This is a genomic window from Marinomonas flavescens (assembly GCF_004352835.1).
GTDB lineage: Bacteria > Pseudomonadota > Gammaproteobacteria > Pseudomonadales > Marinomonadaceae > Marinomonas > Marinomonas flavescens.
Genome location: NZ_SJSB01000006.1, coordinates 75,995 through 94,609, shown reverse-complemented (window position 1 = coordinate 94,609; position 18,615 = coordinate 75,995). Strand labels below are relative to the sequence as shown.

The 18,615-nt window shown below is 42.3% G+C and carries 18 protein-coding genes; all 18 read left to right on the top strand.

Features of this window, described 5'->3' with window-relative positions:
* Positions 1-11: 11 nt before the first annotated feature.
* Positions 12-446, top strand: coding sequence for a flagellar export protein FliJ (gene fliJ, locus E0D70_RS08065; protein WP_133011760.1), 435 nt, complete (start codon positions 12-14; stop codon positions 444-446).
* 95 nt (positions 447-541) lie between these two features.
* On the top strand, positions 542-2,440 hold the full coding sequence (locus E0D70_RS08060) for a hypothetical protein (RefSeq protein ID WP_133011759.1): 1,899 nt from the start codon (positions 542-544) through the stop codon (positions 2,438-2,440).
* A gap of 233 nt (positions 2,441-2,673) precedes the next feature.
* A complete protein-coding gene (locus tag E0D70_RS08055; protein ID WP_240537033.1) occupies positions 2,674-3,192 on the top strand; it encodes an ATP-binding protein in 519 nt (172 codons plus the stop codon).
* 53 nt (positions 3,193-3,245) lie between these two features.
* Positions 3,246-5,360 carry a flagellar hook-length control protein FliK gene (locus E0D70_RS08050; protein ID WP_133011757.1) on the top strand — a complete coding sequence of 705 codons (2,115 nt, stop codon included), beginning with the start codon at positions 3,246-3,248 and terminating at the stop codon, positions 5,358-5,360.
* A gap of 114 nt (positions 5,361-5,474) precedes the next feature.
* Positions 5,475-5,990, top strand: a complete 516-nt coding sequence (locus E0D70_RS08045) for a flagellar basal body-associated FliL family protein (RefSeq protein WP_133011756.1) — start codon at positions 5,475-5,477, stop codon at positions 5,988-5,990.
* A gap of 5 nt (positions 5,991-5,995) precedes the next feature.
* Positions 5,996-6,973 carry a flagellar motor switch protein FliM gene (fliM, locus tag E0D70_RS08040; protein WP_133011755.1) on the top strand — a complete coding sequence of 326 codons (978 nt, stop codon included), beginning with the start codon at positions 5,996-5,998 and terminating at the stop codon, positions 6,971-6,973.
* 1 nt (position 6,974) lies between these two features.
* Entirely contained in the window at positions 6,975-7,436 is a 462-nt protein-coding gene (gene fliN, locus E0D70_RS08035; protein WP_133011754.1) for a flagellar motor switch protein FliN, read from the top strand.
* A gap of 5 nt (positions 7,437-7,441) precedes the next feature.
* The gene (gene fliO / locus E0D70_RS08030) at positions 7,442-7,864 is read left to right on the top strand and encodes a flagellar biosynthetic protein FliO (RefSeq protein WP_240537031.1); all 423 of its coding nucleotides are present in this window, start codon (positions 7,442-7,444) and stop codon (positions 7,862-7,864) included.
* Positions 7,861-8,598, top strand: coding sequence for a flagellar type III secretion system pore protein FliP (fliP, locus tag E0D70_RS08025; RefSeq protein WP_133011753.1), 738 nt, complete (start codon positions 7,861-7,863; stop codon positions 8,596-8,598). The genes fliO and fliP overlap by 4 nt, the downstream gene beginning before the upstream one ends.
* A gap of 2 nt (positions 8,599-8,600) precedes the next feature.
* On the top strand, positions 8,601-8,870 hold the full coding sequence (gene fliQ, locus E0D70_RS08020) for a flagellar biosynthesis protein FliQ (protein WP_133011752.1): 270 nt from the start codon (positions 8,601-8,603) through the stop codon (positions 8,868-8,870).
* Complete coding sequence (gene fliR / locus E0D70_RS08015) at positions 8,870-9,652, top strand: flagellar biosynthetic protein FliR (protein ID WP_133011751.1); 783 nt, start codon at positions 8,870-8,872, stop codon at positions 9,650-9,652. Before fliQ ends, fliR begins: the two co-directional genes overlap by 1 nt.
* The gene (flhB, locus tag E0D70_RS08010) at positions 9,645-10,781 is read left to right on the top strand and encodes a flagellar biosynthesis protein FlhB (RefSeq protein WP_133011750.1); all 1,137 of its coding nucleotides are present in this window, start codon (positions 9,645-9,647) and stop codon (positions 10,779-10,781) included. Before fliR ends, flhB begins: the two co-directional genes overlap by 8 nt.
* Before the next feature lie 39 nt (positions 10,782-10,820).
* Entirely contained in the window at positions 10,821-12,941 is a 2,121-nt protein-coding gene (flhA, locus tag E0D70_RS08005; protein ID WP_133011749.1) for a flagellar biosynthesis protein FlhA, read from the top strand.
* Between the two features lie 99 nt (positions 12,942-13,040).
* Complete coding sequence (gene flhF, locus E0D70_RS08000; RefSeq protein WP_133011748.1) at positions 13,041-14,342, top strand: flagellar biosynthesis GTPase FlhF; 1,302 nt, start codon at positions 13,041-13,043, stop codon at positions 14,340-14,342.
* A 98-nt stretch (positions 14,343-14,440) separates the two neighbouring features.
* Positions 14,441-15,178, top strand: coding sequence for an RNA polymerase sigma factor FliA (locus E0D70_RS07995; RefSeq protein WP_133011747.1), 738 nt, complete (start codon positions 14,441-14,443; stop codon positions 15,176-15,178).
* Between the two features lie 55 nt (positions 15,179-15,233).
* On the top strand, positions 15,234-15,614 hold the full coding sequence (locus E0D70_RS07990) for a chemotaxis response regulator CheY (protein ID WP_207923232.1): 381 nt from the start codon (positions 15,234-15,236) through the stop codon (positions 15,612-15,614).
* 9 nt (positions 15,615-15,623) lie between these two features.
* Positions 15,624-16,415, top strand: a complete 792-nt coding sequence (locus E0D70_RS07985; protein ID WP_133011745.1) for a protein phosphatase CheZ — start codon at positions 15,624-15,626, stop codon at positions 16,413-16,415.
* Between the two features lie 11 nt (positions 16,416-16,426).
* Positions 16,427-18,604 (top strand): chemotaxis protein CheA, encoded by a 2,178-nt coding sequence (locus E0D70_RS07980; protein WP_133011744.1) that lies wholly within the window; start codon positions 16,427-16,429, stop codon positions 18,602-18,604.
* Positions 18,605-18,615: the final 11 nt, after the last annotated feature.

Here is an 18,615-nt window from a genome sequence, read left to right as displayed (position 1 = left end):
AGAGAGACGCTATGAAAAAAACTAAAAGAGCTCAGCTACTTGTCGATATAGCTAAACGTAAAGAAGAGGTTATTGCTAAGCAATTAGCGGGTGATAGAGCCAAAGTTGAGCAAGATAAAAGCAAGCTTGAAGAGCTAAAAGAATATGCGGGTCAGTATGAATCTGAACGAAATCTATTGGGCTTAAGTGCCTATTTAACTACTAATTACCAGCATTTTGTAGATCGTGTGCAGCAGGCAATCAAGCAGCAGGAAGCGGCTATAGGTCGATCTCAGCAACAAGCTGATATGACAATGCGCCAGTGGGTAGAAGCAAAAACCAACACGAAAAGTATGGATTGGCTAAAGAACAAATATCATACACAAGAGTTGTTAGTCGAAGATAAAAGAGAGCAGCGTCAAAGTGACGAGTTTGCAATGCGTCGTTTTAGGGATAATATTCGGTAATACCTTCACTTCTTTTACATTATCAATAAAATTCATATTTAAAAGTTAATAGATCATCTTTGTTTGCAACATCCTTTAGAAAAGTGTGAATCATTATGGCTAAACCGCAATCTTCTATTAATTCGCCTCGAAGAGAGTTAATTAGCTCTGTGCAAAAAGGTGTTTTTGCGCTTTTGATATTGCTTGTTGTGGGGGCCGTAGGGCTTTATAAGTTTATTGATTTAGAGTTTGGTGAAAGAGCGAACAATCAATCGACGCTAATGACATTAACGGCAAATACTCATACGGCTGAGCGCTATTGGTTTGAGTGGTTATTGCATGATAAAAATGACGCTACGCTTTCCTCTGAGGCTTTGTCTTCTAAGCTGACAGCGCTTTATACTAAAATTGATCATCAGCTCTCTCTATACCAACGCATTAATCCTAAATCACGTTTTCTAGACGTTAAAGCCGAATTGTCCTTTCTTAATGAAGTTAGAAGCCATGTTGCTGAGAGAAAACAACTATCCTCTCCCTCACTCTCGCCGCCAGAAATAAAAAAAATCTATACGTTTATTGAAAAAACAAAGGCGCAAAGTCAGGAGTTGAAAGAGCAAGAATTACTGCTTAACTACCGAAACAAAACGATATTTGATTATGGAGAATGGGGGCCTTTTGCTGTTTTTGGGCTCATTGGTTTAGTGCTTTTTGTTTTGTCAGTAAAGCTAGTTAAACAATTAAATAAAGGCTTTCAGCATCTGCACGTGGTACTTGAGCAGCATAAAAAAGGACACTTTACCTTAGACCGCGATTACCATGTTATTGATGAATTCACTGATATTGGGCGACTGTTTGATAATGAACTTTCTTCTAGAGAGTTTGAATTATCAGATGCACTTGGCAATATAACATTGATGACATTAGGTTTATCTAAGCTTGGTTCCGCTTTTCTAATCACTAATAATAGTGGGGACGTTAAGTGGTTAAGTAAGGGGTTTAGTGATCTGTGGGAAAAAAATGCAACGCTATTTGAACCGCTTTTTGAAATAGATCCTGGTCTCGATGGTCCTCTTGGTGAGCAGCTTCCTGAGCGCATATTGAGTGGTGATCATGACATTAAACTTAGCTTATCCGATGGGCGTTATTCGTTAATTGTTGAAACACTAGTAGAAGAAAGTAGTAAGAAAACTTCATTTTTACTGTGGTTAGCCCCGCTTTCTCAGGCCGCAGAAATTGAAGTACTGCGTAAAAGTCTTGAGCTAATGGTGCAAGGATCTTGGCAGTACCCAGTTAGGGTATTACGTGATGATTCGCCATTCAAAAATTTTGCTTTGTTATTAGAAGAAATACGCATAGGTGTGCAGGGGATTATTAGCGTCACCTCGGAATTAACGCTAGAAAGTCAGCCGGATGTCAGGGTTACTAAACTACAACAAATAAAAACGCTGTTAGCTTTAAAAATAAACGACAATCAAGATTCCGTTAAATCAATTATTCCGCTAAACACTTCATTGCCGAAAGTCGCCATTGATGAGCTAAATGACATGTCTTCGTTATCTAGGCAGACTCATGACTCATTATTAGTCGGTTATGAACTGCTTCTTCAGCAATTGGCGCTTGTAGAGAAAGATGCGGTAGGGCTTGTACAGCTTCTTGATGCAGTGGATCGTTGTTTGAATGAAGTTCGTTCTGGCGTCCTTTCAAGTTTATCGACTGCGAAGGGGGATAGTGACACGGCTCGTCACACTTTTTCTGTTGATTTAGACCATGATATAGACAGTGTGCAAAGACAGATTGTTTCAATGCAGGACATGGTTTCTTCCACGCTTATGCTTCTGAAGTCTGATCGTAGTGTGGGTGTGGCTCGATTGAATCGGGCTAAGCAATCGGTTGCAGAAATAAGCGATCTAATGGCAGATATCTTAAAACAGGTTACCTTGTTAAGCGATGACCGTGATGTTGTTGGAAATAGTGTTGCAGCAATAAAAAATAGAGAGGAATTGGATTCGTTTTAGCAGAACTCTTCTTTTTTTGATTTAAGGGCTTGCTGTAGCGGGCTAATAAAATCGATTGTAAGTTCTATGTTCTCATCGCTTTATAAATAAAGATGGAAGCGAGTGGTTGTCTTGCTTGCTTAGTTGATTGCATGAAAGAGACGCGTTTTTTTAGGGAGGCTCATAATGATAATTTCTGTCTTGGTGTGTGTCTTAATGCTTGTATGCGTATCCGCTCCAACGAGGTCTTAAGTGTGGAAAAGTTTTCTCATGAATCATCATCAGACTTTTCATTCGAATATGTATTGAGCGCTGAATCTCTGCGTTCGACAGACCCCTTGCCTTATATTCTTCATCTCATTATCACGGCTCCTGGGTTAGATCGGTATGCTAGTCATGTATTCATGATTATTTCAGAATTGTATTCAAATGCGCTTGAACATGGTGTTTTAAAGCTCTCGTCTTCTAAGAAAAATACCTTGGATGGTTTTTCTGCTTATTATGAAGAAAGAGAGCAATTGCTATCCGTGTTAGAAGAGGGTTTTGTGAAGATTCAGGGTGAAGTTATCTCGGACTCTACTTTAGGTAAGCTTATTTTACAGGTGACGGACAGCGGTTCAGGATTTGATTATCAGGATATTAAACTTGATACTGAGAACGCTGATATGTTTTTCAACAGAGGTTTGGCGTTATTAAATCAATTGTGTGACAAGCTTGAATTTTCCAATGAAGGCCGCTCTGTTACTGCGCATTTTTATTGGCACCCTAGCTGATGTTGTAGATTGGCCTTTGTTTTGCATATTGTCTTCTATTGCCGGAGGAAACTATGCAAGCAGTTACAAATCAGGTGTTGTCTTCACCAATACCAGCTAAATCGTCTGAGTCTCGTAACTCTGAGTCTGAGTCTCGGGGTCATTTTTTTGCGGAAAACCTTCATAAAGCAAAGCAGTCAATAGATTCTGGTTTGAATGACTCGACGGTTAAGAATGAAGCTGGCGTTGATTCAGGTGAGCATTCTGATAGCGCTACCGAGCAGAGCGATGATTTTGCTCGTTCTGAAAATACAAAATTAGCGTCCTCCGAAGGCTCAGAAAAGTCCGATTCAAAGCCGTTTCAGCCCCCCCCTCCCTCTTTAAAAAGCGCAGTTGAGACCAGTAGTGGTAATGCTATTAATCAAGATAGCTCTCTTGATAGCGGCAAAATATTGCAGCGCGATGGACAAAAAACGTCTGATACAACACCTCTAAAAGAAGCTAACGGTAATGCTATCGCATCCACCCAGGATAAGAAGCTAACAGGTAGCGACTTGGCGTCTAAAAATATTGGGCGTGAAGGTGTCAAGCCAACTCTAATAGCTAGCGATGCTGATGATGCTAGCGAAGGCAAAAGGGAGGAAAAATCCCTTTCAACTTCTTCCCCAAGTGACCTTGTTAAAATCCCCCAATTAGACTCAAAAGCTCAAACGGTGGCCATTGATAAAGAAGGGCGACCTGTTATTGCTTTTGAGGGTGACGCTAAATTAACTAAAGGGGTTAATGACATAGCTAAAAAAGCGACTTCAAAAGAAGGGCACCCTGCAGTGGCTTCTGAGGGTGACGCTAAATTAGCGGCTTCTGAAGCATTATCGAACCATTCAAAATTGGTTAAGCATTCACTAGACCAAAAAGAAGGGGCTGCCAATGCTGATGTGGCACCTGTTTCAGTTTCAGATGCGTCAGTTTCAGGTGAGGATACATCATCGATAGTGGCAGGAAAATCAACTGAGGCAGATCGTTCTCAGTTGATAAAGGGTGAAAGTACTGAGGTGACGAACAATAAAGTCCCCGCGGAAGTGAGGGCGCTTCATTCGGGGGCTGGTAAGGCGGGTGAAAACAAGAGTGCAGAAGCTGGACTTGCCTCGATAGGTTCAAAAGCAAAAATACTAAATCAAGTCGCCGCTAAAAAAGTAGCTGGAGAAGCCGCTTTAGGAAGTGATATTGATAAAAAGAGTAAAGAAAAGCCCTTAGATGCTGAAGGTTCACCAAATGCCGGTGATAGTACTGATTTGTCATGGGTACTTTCTCAAATGGGGCATTCAGCAGCGCAGACGCCTGCTCAAACTAAATCTACTGTAAGCAGTGGTATTCCTCATGTTTTATCGTCCTCTGGAAGTAAAGTGTCTGACCAGGTTGCTTTGGCGAACGCTGTAAAAGGGTCTCAGCCGAAAGAAGTGAGTCCTTTGATTTTAGGTGATGGTACTAGTGAAAAAGATGCTATTGTAGGTGGCGTCACTCTTGGCACCGGCGTAGATCATCTGTCGTCTAATGAGCCTGTTGAACTGCGTAAAAAAGAACAAGACGCCTTGATCGGAAAAATGACGGCGCAGCTAGACGGTGCCTCCAAAGAGGCTGATACAGGAGGCTTGAATAGCTCAATTTCTGCGACTAACAATTTGGCTAATCGCTTGTCGCCAGCGGCTTCACAAAATACACAAACATTCAGTGCTCAACAAAACTTAGCGATGTCTATGCCGCCGAATCATCCAGGTTGGGCAGGAGAGATGAGTCAGAAAGTAGCTTGGGTGGCTCAATCTGGCATACATACCGCGCACATTAAATTAGATCCACCTGAATTAGGCAGTTTAACGGTTAAAGTATCAGTGGACAGTGATAATAATAACACCCAAGTAAGTTTTATGGCCGCAACGCCTCATACAAGAGATTTGTTGGAAAACCAGATGGGAAGGTTGAGGGACATGCTGGCACAGCAGGGAATGGACCTTAATAGCGTGGATGTGGGCGTTTCTCAACAGGATACAACTGGAAGTCAATATCAAGGGGCAGAGCAGGGGCAATCTAATGCTAATCCTCGAGGTGTTGTAGCGCAAGATACGAATGAAGATGCTCTAAATTCTCAGAATGTATCTTATGTGTCCCCTTCTGGTGTTGATTACTATGCTTAAATGTAAGGAAATAAATGGTGCTATCTCTTATTCTTTGTAGAATAGAGGGTTGTTGGCGCGAAAAACTCTTTATGCGTCCTATTTAATCAATTACATAACACCAAAGGTTTGGTCATGGCTGAAAAAGATAGTTTAGATGTCGATACGGGCAGTGAGAAAAAGGGTGGCAAGAAAAAGCTCATTATCATATTGGCTGTTGTCTTGGTTTTATTAGCCGGCGGCGGAGCGGCAGCCTATTTTTTCTTATTTAGCTCGGCAGATGGTCCTGCTAGTGACGGCGTGACGGCAGAAGAAGCATTGCCTACGAGCACACCTTCCATCTATTTAAAACTAGATGCGCCTTTTGTCGTGGACTTTATGGTGGATGGGAGACAGCGTTATTTGCAATTGGATATGACGATCATGTCCAAAGATCAAGTTCAAATCGATGCTGTTAAAGTGCATATGCCTTTAATTCGGAACAGTTTAGTCTTGCTTTTATCTAGTCAGTCATTTGATGCGTTGCAGACGATGAATGGTAAAGAAGCATTAAAGAAGTCTGCGTTAGAAGCTATTAATGGTATTCTGCAGCAAGAGACTGGAAAAAGCGGTATTGATGGTGTGCTATTTACTAACTTTGTGATGCAGTAACGATTATGTCAGCTCAAGACTTATTATCTCAGGATGAAATCGACGCTCTCTTACATGGCGCGGATGAAAAACCTGAAGAAGAAGAGATCAAAGATGCCAATGGTGTAGCGTCGTACGACATTACTAGCCAAGAGCGCATCGTGCGTGGGCGTATGCCTACTCTAGAGATGATTAATGAGCGCTTTGCTCGTTACACTCGCATTAGCCTTTTTAATTTATTAAGACGTACGGCAGATGTTTCGTCAGGCGGACTTCAGGTAATGAAGTTTGGGGAATATGTTCATACGCTGTATGTTCCAACCAGTTTAAATTTGGTTAAATTCCGCCCCTTGAGAAGTACCGCGCTGTTTATTTTAGACGCAAAACTTGTCTTTAAACTTGTTGATAATTTTTTTGGTGGTGATGGACGTCACGCTAAAATTGAGGGGCGAGAATTTACCCCGACAGAAATTCGTATTGTTCAATTAATGTTAGAACAAGTTTTTGTTGATTTAACTGAAGCTTGGGCGCCAGTTTTAAAACTCGACTTGGAATACATTAGTTCCGAAGTGAACCCTGCAATGGCAAACATAGTGAGCCCAAGTGAAGTTGTGATAGTGTCAACTTTTCATATTGAGCTTGATGGCGGTGGTGGTGAACTTCATATTACCTTGCCTTACTCTATGATTGAGCCAGTTCGAGAGTTATTAGACGCCGGTGTGCAAAGTGATGTTGATGAAAAAGACGATCGTTGGGGAAAATCTCTTCAGCAAGATGTCAAAGACATTGATGTGAATCTTAAGGTGAGTGTGGCGAATCGTAAGATTGCATTGGGTGAGGTGTTGAAATTCAAGGCGGGTGATATTATCCCAATAGAAATGCCAGAATTTGTCACGGTTCGAGCGAATGGAGTGCCTACTTTTAAAGGTAAGTTAGGCGTAAGTAATGAGCACTATTCGGTTCAGATGGTTGAAAATTTTAAAATTAATAAGGTAACGAAATAGCATGGCAGAAGAACAAAATCCAGACGCAGAAGGTATGGGTGAAGATCTAGCTGACGAATGGGCAGCCGCGATGTCTGAATCCGGAGATGCTGGCGGAGAGGGAGATATTGATGACGAATGGGCCGCTGCCATGTCAGAACAGGAAGTTAAACCTGTTAAGTTGGAAGAGCTTGCAGCGCCTTCAGTTGCTGGAGCTGACGTTGGTTCTGATCTTGATCTTATTATGGATATTCCTGTTACCCTATCCATGGAATTAGGTAATACAGAAATTGCGATACGTAACCTTATGCAATTAACGCAAGGTTCAGTTGTCGAGTTAGATCGTTTTGCTGGTGAGCCATTGGATGTTTTAGTGAATGGCACCTTGATAGCTCATGGTGAAGTGGTTGTGGTAAATGACAAATATGGTATTCGCCTAACAGATGTTGTTAGTCCTAATGAGCGTATTAGACGATTGAAGTAAGCCTTGTGAAACTCTGTATAAAAACGAAAAAAACAATCATTACAGCCATGCTTTGCATGGCTGTTTCCTATGTGCAAGCTGCTACTCCCCAAGAAATGCCCACCACCTATTCTATTTGGAAAGTCGTTTTATCTCTGGCTTTTATCGTGGTTTTTATTCCGGCATGTTTATGGCTTGTTAAGAAATTACAGGTTACCCAAATGCGTTTCGGGCAATCTGATATTCGTATTGTAAGTAGTCAGTCTTTAGGGGCAAAAGAAAAGATTGTGCTGGTTGAGGTCGAAGGAGAAAGAGTGCTGTTAGGCGTTACCTCTCAATCAATTAACCATCTCAAGAGCTTTTCCTCAAATGGTAAGGCGTTTGCCCAGATGATGAGCGAAACAGAACCTTCTTCTGATATAAAAACAGAAAAAGGATCAACATTATGATGCGCTTAGTCTTGTTGGTTTTATTGTTGTTTCCAGCGATGTCGTGGGCTGAAGTGGGGCTTCCTGCCGTAAAAGTTGTTACTAGCGCGGATGGTAGTCAGGAGTACTCAGTATCACTTCAAATTCTATTTATCATGACGGCGCTGACTTTATTACCAGCGGCGTTAATGATGATGACAGCCTTTACCCGAGTGATTGTTGTATTGGCTATATTGCGGCAAGCAATTGGTTTGCAGCAGACGCCTTCGAATCAAATTATGGTGGGTATGGCCTTGTTTCTCACCTTATTTATTATGACACCTACTTTAGATAAGGTTAATGAAGTGGCGTTGCAGCCTTATCTGAATGAGAAAATCACCTCGATTCAAGCGGTGGAAGCAGCCGCGACTCCGATGCGTAATTTCATGTTAGCGCAAACTCGAGAAGATGATATTGCTCTTTTCGTAAAATTAGCTGGCAAGGAAGGTAAAATCCAATCTCTGGATACATTGCCTTTCACTATTCTTATGCCAGCGTTTGTAACCAGTGAGCTTAAGACTGCGTTCCAGATAGGTTTTATGATTTTCATCCCATTCTTAATTGTTGATATGGTGGTGGCAAGTGTTTTGATGGCGATGGGTATGATGATGTTGTCTCCGGTTATTATCTCTTTACCTTTTAAAATCATGCTTTTTGTTATGGTAGATGGCTGGTCTATGATAATGGGAACGTTAGCGGCTAGTTTTGGGATGTAAATATGGATCCTCAGGTTGTTTTAGATCTTTATGGGCAGGGTTTTTATTTAATTGTGGTGATTGTGGCAGCCGTTATGGTGCCAAGCCTGTTGGTTGGCTTGATTGTTAGTATTTTTCAAGCAGCGACGCAAATAAATGAGCAGACCCTTTCATTTTTGCCGCGTTTGATTGTGACTATTTTGGTGATTATGCAGTTAGGACCTTGGATCTTGACTAAGCTAACTGACTTTACGACACATTTATTTATTAATATTCCGATGATAATAGGCTAATGCTTGAACTTAATCCTGATCAGTTAATAAATCTTACGATTAGCTTTTTGTTGCCTTTTTTCCGTATTGGTGCCTTTTTCATGGCGCTGCCTTTGTTTGGTAGTCGGCTGGTTAATGCTAGAGTGCGAATCGCTTTTTCTTTTCTGATTGCTATTATTATTACACCAGTCATCCATGTTCCTCCTTATGATCCTGTATCACCCGCTTTTATTGTGTTGATTGCAGAGCAGTTGGTGATTGGTTTTGCGCTGGGTTTTGTTATCACTATCTTGTTTCAAGTGTTTTCTTTAGCCGGGCAATTAGCGGCAATGAAAGCGGGCCTTGGTTTTGCTATGTCGAACGACCCAGCCAATGGCGTTTCTGTTGCCACAATGGGGCAGTATTATGTGTCTATGGTGGCGTTGGCGTTTTTAGGAACTGATGGCCATTTGGTGATGATTGAATATTTGGCTGAGAGTTTTACCTATTGGCCTATTGGTGGAGGCTTTGACAGTCAGCATTATTGGCAGTTGGTATCACTGGGTGGTTGGATGTTTGAAAAAGCCCTATTGGTTGTATTGCCTCTCGCTATTGCTGTTTTGGTCATGAACTTTGCTTTTGGGGTGGTGGCCAAAGCGTCCCCTCAATTGAATATCTTTGCGTTGGGCTTTCCTGTCATAATGCTATTTTCTTTGTTTTTTTTCTGGATAATGTTGAAAGATTTTTTGGATATTTATCGTTTGTTTTTTCACGAAATAACCAGTTGGATGAAAGACACATGGGGGATTCGTTTACATGGCTGAGAACGAAGACGGTAGTGAAAAAACGGAAAGTGCCAGTGGTAAGAAACTTGAAGATGCTCGAAAGAAAGGCAATGTAGCCCGTTCGAAAGACCTCAGTGCTGCCTTGTTGCTTATTATCGCGTCAGCGACTATTTATGGAACGGGTGCTTATCTAGCAGAGGACCTTGAAAAGGTTTTTCGTTTTAACTTTGTTATTGAACGGCAAGATATTTTTAACTATGGGCGTATGATTTTTCATCTCTATAGTTCTATTGTTTCTGTGATGGATTCGATGGTCGTCATGATGGCTATTCTAGCCGCCGCTGGGATTATTGGTAGTATTGGATTAGGTGGGCTTAACTTTTCTTGGGAGCCATTAATGCCCAAGCTGAGCAAGATGAATCCTATTACGGGATTAAAGCGAATGTTTTCAGTTCAGTCGCTTGTTGAGCTGCTCAAGTCCATTGCAAAAGTAACGCTCGTTGGTACAGTTGCCACTATCGTTATTAATCACTTTTTGACAGAGGCCCTAGGGCTGCCATTCCAATCTATTCAGCTGGCCATTTCTCATGGTGTCAGTATTGCTATTTGGTCGTTTGTTTTTATTGCGCTGGCTTTAGCGTTGATTGCCGCTATAGATGTGCCATTTCAGGTCTGGTCCCATAAAGAAAAGCTCAAAATGACCAAGCAGGAAGTCAAAGATGAGTACAAACAGCAAGAGGGTGATCCCCAAGTAAAAGCGCGAGTTCGCCAATTGCAGCAACAAGCCGCTATGAATCGAATGATGACCGATCTTCCTGAAGCTGATGTGATTATTACCAACCCGACTCACTTTTCTGTGGCGTTAAAGTATGATCAAGAGGGTGGCAAAGCACCAGTTATGCTGGCAAAAGGGGCTGATTTCATTGCATTGAAAATACGTGAAGTAGGCAACCACTACGATATCCCTGTGATACAATCGCCGACGTTAACTCGGGCTATTTTTCATCATACTGAAATAGGGGAAGAGATTCCTCAGGGTCTGTTTCAGGCGGTTGCGCAGCTGTTAGCTTATGTTTATCAACTGCGAAACGTAAGAAATGGGGCGCCTCGACCAGAAGTTGTGCCGAATTTAGATGTTCCAGATGAGTTTCAATGGGACGGTAATTGATTTACTCAATTGGCTTTTTAATTTTAGTGGGATATTTGTGTGAGTTTTGACCGTCAAAAAGTGACAGGACAATTTAAGGATGTAGTTACTGGGCATTTAGGCATCCCCGTCCTTCTTCTGTCTCTTTTGGCTATGATGGTGTTGCCCATTCCTGCCTTTCTTTTGGACGTGTTGTTTACGTTCAATATTGCTTTGGCCATCGTTGTTTTGCTGGTTTCTATCTATTCTCTAAGACCTCTTGATTTTGCTGTTTTCCCTACGGTTTTGTTGGTTTCTACTTTAATGCGGTTGGCGCTTAATGTGGCTTCGACTCGAGTTGTTTTGCTTCACGGGCACGAAGGGCCGGACGCCGCAGGTAAGGTTATCCAAGCATTTGGTGAGGTCGTTATTGGCGGCAACTATGTGGTTGGTTTTGTGGTGTTCGCTATTTTAATGATTATTAACTTTGCGGTAGTTACTAAAGGTGCAGGGCGGATTTCAGAAGTAAGTGCTCGCTTTACTTTGGATGCGATGCCCGGCAAACAGATGGCGATTGATGCAGACTTGAATGCCGGCATGATTGATGCTGATCAAGCCAAAATTCGACGTTCTGAAATTGCTTCAGAAGCTGAGTTTTACGGTTCCATGGATGGTGCCTCTAAATTTGTTAAAGGTGATGCTGTCGCCGGATTGCTTATTCTTGGTATTAATATTATTGGTGGTCTTGCCATTGGTATGGCGCAGCATGATCTTTCTTTCTCTGAGGCCATTCAGCGTTATTCCCTATTGACCATTGGTGATGGTTTGGTGGCGCAGCTACCTTCTCTTATGTTGTCGACAGCCGCGGCCATTATGGTGACGCGAGTCAACGAATCTGGCGATATGGGGACCCAAATTGTCACCCAGATGTTTGGTTCTCCAAAAGCGCTTTATGTGGCAGCGGCAGTACTCACCGTTATGGGTATCGTGCCTGGGATGCCACATTTTTCTTTCTTATCTTTAGCTTTTGGGTTGGGTGGTTTTGCCTATTACCTCGAATATCGTAAGAAGCAAAAAGCACTTTTGGGTGTGAAAAGTTCTACCAAACTTTCGTCAACAGATACGGCGCCTTCTTCAGAATCTAAGGATTTAAGCTGGGATGATGTCGCACCCGTAGATATGTTAGGTTTGGAAGTAGGTTATCGTTTGATTCCCTTGGTTGATAAATCTCAGGGAGGAGAGCTGCTTGCTCGTATCAAAGGAGTGAGGCGTAAGCTTTCCCAAGATCTTGGTTTTCTTGTGCCTAGTGTTCATATTCGCGATAACTTGGATCTAATGCCTAATGCATATCGAGTAACGTTAATGGGGGTGAGTCTGGCCGAGGCAGAAGTGCACCCAGATAAGGAGTTAGCCATCGATCCAGGTCAAGTCTTTGGTGTTGTTGATGGGATTGCCGGAAAAGATCCCTCTTTTGGCTTGGACGCGGTATGGATTGACCCTAAAAAGCGAGATCAAGCACAGACCTATGGTTATACCGTAGTGGATGTGAGTACGGTGGTTGCTACCCACCTCAATCAGATTATGCATAAGCATGCCTATGAATTAATTGGTCATGATGAAGTGCAGCAGCTTCTAAGTTTGCTTAAACAATACAATCCTAAGTTAGCAGAAGAGCTGGTGCCCAATACGATACAGTTGAGTGTGTTGTTGAAGGTCTTGCAAAACTTATTGATCGAAGGTGTTCCGTTACGCGACATGCGTACAATTGCTGAGGCAATAATGGGGGTTCAGCCTAAAAGTCAGGATCCTATGGTGTTGACGGCAGCTGTTCGAACCGCACTTTCGCGGATGATTATTCAAACGCTAGCGGATGGTGTCGAAGAGATTCCTGTTCTTACGCTCGACCCGCAGTTAGAAAAAATGCTCATGCAGACGGTGCAGCAGAGTCAGCAGTCTGGTATCAAAAACGAAGAAGCATTAATTCTAGAACCCAAAATGGCTGAGCAGTTGCAAAGTTCACTTAAAGAGTCGGCAGAGCAGCAAGAAGCCATGGGGAATACACCAATTTTGATTGTTTCTGCGCCTATACGCCCTATGTTGGCGCGTTTTATGCGATACGGAATGGTAAATATGTCGGTTCTGTCCTATCAAGAAGTGCCTGATCATAAGAGAATTACAGTGGTCGGTGTGATAGGTCAATAATCCGTATTGATTGTAATGATTAACTCTCTATATTTATCAAAATCTTTCGGGTAAGCTATGGATTTGTAAGAAAAATAAACTAGAAGGATTGTAGTATTCATGCAAATTAGGCGGTTTCGAGCACCCGACATGCGTCAAGCGATACGGAAAGTCCGTGATGCTGTGGGCCCTGACGCGGTCATTTTGTCGAATCAACGCTTAGCAACGGGTGAAATAGAGATCGTTGCAGCATTGGATTATGATGGTTCTATGCCTTCTAGTCTGGTTGAAAAGAAAGTGTCAGCGCCTTCTCCTCGCTCGACTCCAACTCAGCGAACCGATTCTAATCAAAATCCAAGTGCGGATTACTTTGAGCGAATTGAAAGAGCAAAGCAGCACACTCCTCCTAAATCAAATTCTTCCGACTTTGCTTCTAAAGAAACTTCTTTCGAAATGCCACCGCTGCAAGGTGATCAAGAAGATCCTGCGGTTGAAGAGGCATTGTCGGTAAAAAACAGCGCAAATACTCGCCAAATTCATGAAATGGAACTTGAATTGCAGCATGTTCGTCAGATGTTAGAGAAACAAACGTTAGCGAATTCAAAAACCAAAATTAAAACTAATCCGGTTGAAACGGAAGCGCGGGAAAAGTTAAAACGATTAGGGCTTTCTGAAACCGTGATATCACGTCTTTTAGATGATATTGATTTAAAAGGTCGCGAGGATGACTGGAATAGATTATTAGCGCATTTAGCAGATTATATACCGGTAAGATCTAATGCCGCGGAGCTGCATGGTTGTATCGCTTTCATGGGGCCAACGGGCGTTGGAAAAACGACCTCTATCGGCAAAATTGCTGCACAGCATGTATTGAAATATGGTCCAGGTAGTGTTGTTCTGGTAACAACAGATACTTATCGAATTGCCGCCCATGAGCAACTGCGTACATTTGGGCGAATATTGAATGTTCCCGTTGAAGTAGTGAACGAATATTCTGATTTAAATGAAGTACTTGCGAAGTATTCTGATTATTCCCTAGTACTGGTTGATACTGCTGGTATGAATCCGAGGGATTCTAATTTAGAGCGCCAATTGTTAATGATGAAACGTGCTCGCGCAGGTTTAAAAAAATTGCTCGTATTGCCTTGTACAAGCCAAAGACAAGTGTTGAAAGCCGTGATCGATGTTTACTCTCAGGTTCAATTAGACGGTTGTGTATTAAGTAAGCTGGATGAATCGGCGTCGCTGGGAGAAGCCATCAGTGTCATTATTGAAGAAGGGCTGCCTGTTGTTTACATTGCAGATGGACAGCGAATTCCCGATGATATCGAACCAGCAAGAGCACATAACTTAATTAGTCGAGCGGTCTACACGTCAGAGCATTACAGTCAGCTTTATGGCGCACTAAAATACGGTAGTTAGTAAAATGATGTTATTACATTAAGCGCTGAGGCGAAGTATGTAGTACAGTTCTTATATGTTTAGATTCAAATAGTTAAAGGTTGCTTACGCTACAACTTATGCAGACCAAAAACGGATATCACACATACGCAAAAAAAGCGACATTGTCAGTTGACGCCATTGTTGAACAATACGGTTATTTGGTGAAAAAGATTGCCTATCACTTATTGGCGCGTTTACCCAATAGCGTAGATGTGAACGATTTGACGCAAGCGGGAATGATGGGTCTTATAGAAGCCTATAAACGATTTGAATCGACGAAAGGAGCGAGCTTTGAGACTTACGCTGGTATTCGTATTCGTGGTTCAATTATGGATGAAATTCGTAAAACGGATTGGGCTCCTCGTTCAGTAAGGCGCAATGGTCGTGCTGTTTCTTCTGCTATACAAGAATTAGAAGCTAAAGCTGGTCGTGATGTGACCGATATGGAAATAGCGGCTCACATGGATATTAGCATTGGCGAATACCATGAAATGATACATGCCTCAATGGCAACGCAGTTGTTTAGCTATGAAGAAATAATTGAAAGTGATAATGGTGTATTGGACAGCGTGCCGTCGAATATAGAGAGTACGCCATACGCGATGACTGAAGAAAGCGGTTTTCAAGGTCAGTTAGCACAAGAAATTGATTTGTTGCCGGAAAGAGAGAAATTAGTATTGTCTCTTTATTATAACGATGAATTGAATTTAAAAGAAATTGGCGCTGTTTTAGGTGTTAGTGAATCAAGAGTCAGTCAAATACACAGCCAAGCTGCGATGCGGTTAAGAGCTAGATTAAGTGACTGGCAGGACTAAATTATGAGCTGTGAAATATTACCTTTAGGTTGTGGAGGATGCATTGGATAAAAACATGAAAATCCTGATTGTGGATGATTTCTCGACAATGAGACGTATCATCAAAAACCTATTACGGGATTTGGGATTTACGAATACGGTTGAAGCGGACGATGGAACAACCGCGTTACCGATTCTTCAAGCAGGTTCAATTGACTTTCTGGTGACAGATTGGAATATGCCTGGAATGACAGGAATTGAGTTGCTTCGAGCAGTACGAGCGGATGAAAAGTTAAAAACTATTCCGGTTCTTATGGTGACGGCAGAAGCAAAACGAGATCAAATTATTGCGGCTGCACAAGCTGGTGTAAATGGTTACGTTGTTAAACCTTTTACAGCCGTAGCCCTCAAAGAAAAAATTGAGAAAATATTCGAAAGAATAGATGCAGCGAAATAAGGACTTTAAATGTCAAAGAAATTGGAGGCTGGCGGCCTAGGCGATTTTGAAAGCTTAGTAAAAGACGGCGCTGTAGATCTTTTAAATTATCTTGAAGCAGGTAATTTTAGCGGTGCTATCAGTGTAATACAGGAGTTAAGTGACGCCCGACATAAAAGTTTTTATAAAGAGGTAGGAACATTAACTCGTAGCCTCCATGATGCCATTCGAGACTTTCAAGTTGATTCGGTTGATTTAGCGGTAGAGGGAAGCGTGGGTGATTCTGGAACCAAAATCACTGACGCTTCTGATCGTTTAAATTATGTCATCGAACTAACGAATTCTGCTGCAAACAAAACCATGGACATGGTAGACAATAGCCTGCCAGTTGCCAATGAGTTAAAAATCCAGGCAAAAGACTTGCGAAAAGATTGGAATCGCTTAATCCAAAGAGATCTAACTCCTCAGGAGTTTCGTGAGTTATATAAGCGTATTGATACCTTTCTACAGTATACCGAGAACAGTGCCACAGCTTTGCATTCCAACCTCAACACCATTCTTCTTGAGCAAGGTTACCAAGACTTAACCGGTCAGGTTATTGCTCGAGTAAATGATCTAATTCGAGATGTAGAAGAACGCCTTGTACATCTTGTTGCTGTTGCGGGACGCGTTGATAGTATCTCCGGAATTGAATACGAAGAGAATGTGCCTGAACACGATGACACTCGTGGGCATGGACCGGCTATTAATAAACAAAATAACCCTGAAGTACTAAATAGCCAAGACGAAGTAGACGACTTGCTATCAAGTCTTGGTTTCTAAAGGAGCTGGGGATGAGTTTCGAAGTCGATGAGGAAATTCTGCAAGATTTTTTGGTAGAAGCTGGAGAAATTCTTGAACAGCTTTCCGAACAATTAGTGGATCTAGAGCAAAATCCAGATGATAAACAATTGCTTAATGCAATTTTTCGTGGATTTCATACAGTTAAAGGCGGTGCAGGTTTCCTTCAACTCACACCGTTAGTTGATTGCTGTCATTATGCTGAAAGTGTTTTTGATATCTTGCGTAATGGTCAGCGTCAAATTGACTCAGATTTAATGGACGTGGTGTTACAAGCATTAGACGCTGTTAATGAAATGTTTGATGTTGTTCGAGCTGGCGGTGAGCCTGAGCGTGCAGACCCAGATTTGATTAAGGCATTAAGTGCTTATGCGGTACCACCAAGCGCAAACGAAACATCAGCGGTGCAGGTCGACGAAATAAAAGACACTGTGGCAGCCAATGATAATGCAGCGCCTGATGATATTTCCGATGATGAGTTCGAGTCCTTACTTGACGCACTAGAAGGTAATGACACCTCTTCTTTAGAGCATGGTACGCCTGTGTCAGAAACACCATCTTCTGATGAAATCACAGAAGATGAATTTGATGCACTACTTGATCAGCTACATGGTTCAAGTGCGCCTGGCGTATCTTCTGAAAGCCCTTCGGAAGATCAGACGATATTACCCAACTCTGATGACATTACGGATGACGAATTTGAGAAATTACTTGATGAACTTCATGGTGGAAAGGCGCCTAGTCAAGTAGGTAGTACTGAGCCCGAAGAGACTGAAAATAATCCGCCTATTGGTGGAGAGTCAGAGCTAATTACCGACGATGAATTTGAGTCATTACTCGATAGCTTACATGGTAAGGGTCAAGCACCTAAAGTTACCTCCGATGATGCTGACACTAAGGCGAATTCACCTCAGAAGAAAGCAGAGAAGGTGACGGCTCCTAAATCGGCACCAAAGCCAGCGCCAGAGGTGGTCAAAGAAAAAACGACACATACGCCCGTTACTCAAGAAGCAACCGTCCGAGTTGATACCAAACGACTTGATGACATTATGAATATGGTGGGCGAACTCGTTTTAGTTCGAAACCGATTAGTACGCTTAGGTCTTCAAAGTGAAGATGAGTCAATGGGCAAAGCTGTCGCTAACTTAGATGTAGTGACTGGCGATTTGCAAAACGCGGTGATGAAAACGCGGATGCAACCTATCAAAAAAGTATTTGGTAAGTTTCCTCGTGTAGTGCGAGATCTTGCTCGTAATTTGAAGAAAGAGGTTAATCTAGAGCTTCGAGGGGAAGACACAGATTTAGATAAAAACCTTGTCGAAGCCCTTGCTGATCCGCTTGTTCACTTGGTGAGAAACTCAGTAGATCACGGTGTGGAAACACCTGATATACGCGAGGCGAGTGGCAAACCACGAATTGGACATGTTGTTCTTTCAGCAGAGCAAGAGGGCGATCATATTCTGTTGTCCATCGAAGATGATGGCGCGGGTATGGATCCTGATGTGCTTCGTCGAAAAGCGGTTGAAAAAGGCATTATGGATTCAGATGCTGCGGAGCGTTTGTCTGATGAAGAGGCATTTAATCTAATCTTTGCTCCTGGTTTTTCCACTAAAACTGAAATTACTGATGTGTCGGGGCGTGGCGTAGGGATGGACGTTGTTAAAACGAAAATTTCTCAGCTAAACGGTACTCTGAAAATTCAATCAGCCTTAGGGCATGGTTCGCGCTTTATTATAAAAGTGCCGCTTACCTTAGCCATTATGCCAACGCTGATGGTAACGTTATCCGATCAGGCGTTTGCGTTTCCTTTGGTTAGTGTTAATGAAATTTTCCACTTAGACCTACAGAAGACAAATGTTGTAGATGGCCAGCAAGTAGTGGTTGTGAGAGGCAAGACGCTTCCAATCTTCCATCTGAAGAGTTGGTTAATAAAAGGCGCTACGACAGAGGTTTCGCCAAAAGAAGCTCATGTGGTGGTGGTCCAAGTGGGTACTAATGAAGTGGGCTTTATTGTTGATCAATTAGTTGGTCAAGAAGAAGTTGTTATCAAGCCATTGGGCAAAATGTTGCAAGGAACGGTGGGGATAGCAGGTGCAACAATTACCGGTGATGGCCGTATTGCATTAATACTAGATGTACCGAGCATGCTTAAAAGCTATGCATCAAGGTAGATGATGTTTTC

Coding starts and splice junctions, on each gene's coding strand:
- fliJ (WP_133011760.1), top strand. CDS start 12: ATGAAAAAAACTAAAAGAGCTCAGCTACTTGTCGATATAGCTAAACGT.
- E0D70_RS08060 (WP_133011759.1), top strand. CDS start 542: ATGGCTAAACCGCAATCTTCTATTAATTCGCCTCGAAGAGAGTTAATT.
- E0D70_RS08050 (WP_133011757.1), top strand. CDS start 3,246: ATGCAAGCAGTTACAAATCAGGTGTTGTCTTCACCAATACCAGCTAAA.
- E0D70_RS08045 (WP_133011756.1), top strand. CDS start 5,475: ATGGCTGAAAAAGATAGTTTAGATGTCGATACGGGCAGTGAGAAAAAG.
- fliM (WP_133011755.1), top strand. CDS start 5,996: ATGTCAGCTCAAGACTTATTATCTCAGGATGAAATCGACGCTCTCTTA.
- fliN (WP_133011754.1), top strand. CDS start 6,975: ATGGCAGAAGAACAAAATCCAGACGCAGAAGGTATGGGTGAAGATCTA.
- fliP (WP_133011753.1), top strand. CDS start 7,861: ATGATGCGCTTAGTCTTGTTGGTTTTATTGTTGTTTCCAGCGATGTCG.
- fliQ (WP_133011752.1), top strand. CDS start 8,601: ATGGATCCTCAGGTTGTTTTAGATCTTTATGGGCAGGGTTTTTATTTA.
- fliR (WP_133011751.1), top strand. CDS start 8,870: ATGCTTGAACTTAATCCTGATCAGTTAATAAATCTTACGATTAGCTTT.
- flhB (WP_133011750.1), top strand. CDS start 9,645: ATGGCTGAGAACGAAGACGGTAGTGAAAAAACGGAAAGTGCCAGTGGT.
- flhF (WP_133011748.1), top strand. CDS start 13,041: ATGCAAATTAGGCGGTTTCGAGCACCCGACATGCGTCAAGCGATACGG.
- E0D70_RS07995 (WP_133011747.1), top strand. CDS start 14,441: ATGCAGACCAAAAACGGATATCACACATACGCAAAAAAAGCGACATTG.
- E0D70_RS07990 (WP_207923232.1), top strand. CDS start 15,234: ATGAAAATCCTGATTGTGGATGATTTCTCGACAATGAGACGTATCATC.
- E0D70_RS07985 (WP_133011745.1), top strand. CDS start 15,624: ATGTCAAAGAAATTGGAGGCTGGCGGCCTAGGCGATTTTGAAAGCTTA.
- E0D70_RS07980 (WP_133011744.1), top strand. CDS start 16,427: ATGAGTTTCGAAGTCGATGAGGAAATTCTGCAAGATTTTTTGGTAGAA.